At 75.1% G+C, this 1,468-nt stretch carries 2 protein-coding genes; both read left to right on the top strand.

Translation table 11 applies throughout. The features are described from left to right. The coding region (locus PROKR_RS12270; protein ID WP_036963553.1) for an alpha/beta fold hydrolase at positions 1–869 on the top strand (869 nt) is incomplete at its 5' end. An 82-nt stretch (positions 870–951) separates the two neighbouring features. After that, a partial coding sequence (locus PROKR_RS12265) for an FAD-dependent oxidoreductase (RefSeq protein WP_211240122.1) occupies positions 952–1,468 on the top strand: 517 nt, incomplete at its 3' end.

Here is a 1,468-nt window from a genome sequence, read left to right as displayed (position 1 = left end):
TCGCGACCGCACGGGTCGAGACGCAGGACGCGTCGGTCTTCGTCCGCCACGGCGGGTCCGGCCCGCCCGTCCTGCTCCTGCACGGGCACCCGCGTACCTCGGCGACGTGGCACCGCGTGGCGCCCCGTCTGGTCGACGCCGGGTTCCGCGTGGTCTGCCCGGACCTGCGCGGCTACGGCCGGTCCCGTGGGCCCGCACCGAGTGCCGACCACGAGGCCCACTCCAAACGAGCGGTCGCCGGCGACATGGTGGCCGTCATGCGGGAGCTCGGCCACGAACACTTCCACCTGGTGGGACACGACCGCGGGAGCTACGTGGCCCTCCGGCTCGCGCTCGACCACCCTGGGGCGGTCGAGCGCCTCGTGCTGATCGACTGCCTGCCCGTGAGCGAGCACCTGCGCCGCGCCGACGCGGCCTTCGCCACGAGCTGGTGGCACTGGTTCTTCTTCGCCCAGCCGGACATCCCCGAGCGGGTGATCAACGCGGACCCCGCCGCCTGGTACGGGCCCAAGGCCGATCCCCGGACCATGGGCGCCGAGAACCACGCGGAGCTCATGGCCGCCGTCGCGGACCCCGACGTGGTGCGCTCGATGCTGGAGGACTACCGGGCCGGCCTGACGGTCGATCGCGCGCACGAAGAGGCGGACCGCGCGGCGGGCCGGCGCGTCACCGCCCCGCTGCGCGTGCTGTGGTCGCTCCGCGACGACCTCGAGGAGCTGTACGGGGACCCGCTGGCGATCTGGCGTGCCTGGGCGGACGACCTCGACGGGTACGGCATCGACTCCGGGCACCACGTGGCCGAGGAGAACCCGGAAGACCTCGTGCACGCCCTGGTCTCTCACTTCCGGCCCACCACACCCGGCCCGTAGGCGTCGTGCGAGTGCGGGTACCGCGTGCCAGCCTGAGGAGGCCGGCAGCGCGACACCCGACCACCGGCACAGGAGGCGCACCGTGAGCCAGGAGACCCCCGAAGCCGCAGGTGGGCAGGAGGGTCCGGGTGTCATGGCGCCCGGACCCCTGCGCGCGGACGTCGTCGTGGTGGGCGCCGGGATCACCGGCGTCGTGACCGCCCTGCTCCTCGCCGACGGCGGCGCCGACGTGGTGGTGCTGGACAAGGCCGCGGCAGGCGCCACCACGACCGCCCGGTCCACCGGCAAGCTCTCCGTGCTCCAGGGCGTGCAGCTCGCGCGCGTCGCGCACCACGGCGACGAGGCGGTGGGCAGCTACCTCGCGGCGGGGTTCGCGGGGCTCGGCTGGCTGCGCCGCGCGCTGGAGGACCTCGGCGTGCCCGTCGAGAACCGTGACGACCTCACCGTCGCCGCCACTGCCGCCCAGGCGCCCGACGTCGAGGCCGTGCTCTCGACCTGCTCCCGGCACGGGCTCGCGGCCACGTGGGAGGACGAACCGCCCTACCCCGTCCCCGCCTTCGGCGCCGTCCGCCTGCCGGGACAGGGCCAGGTCGACCCGC

Source organism: Promicromonospora kroppenstedtii DSM 19349 (genome assembly GCF_000515355.1).
In the GTDB taxonomy this organism is placed as follows: domain Bacteria; phylum Actinomycetota; class Actinomycetes; order Actinomycetales; family Cellulomonadaceae; genus Promicromonospora; species Promicromonospora kroppenstedtii.
The sequence above is the reverse complement of the archived record's forward strand: the minus strand, read 5'-3'. Positions and strand labels throughout refer to the sequence as shown.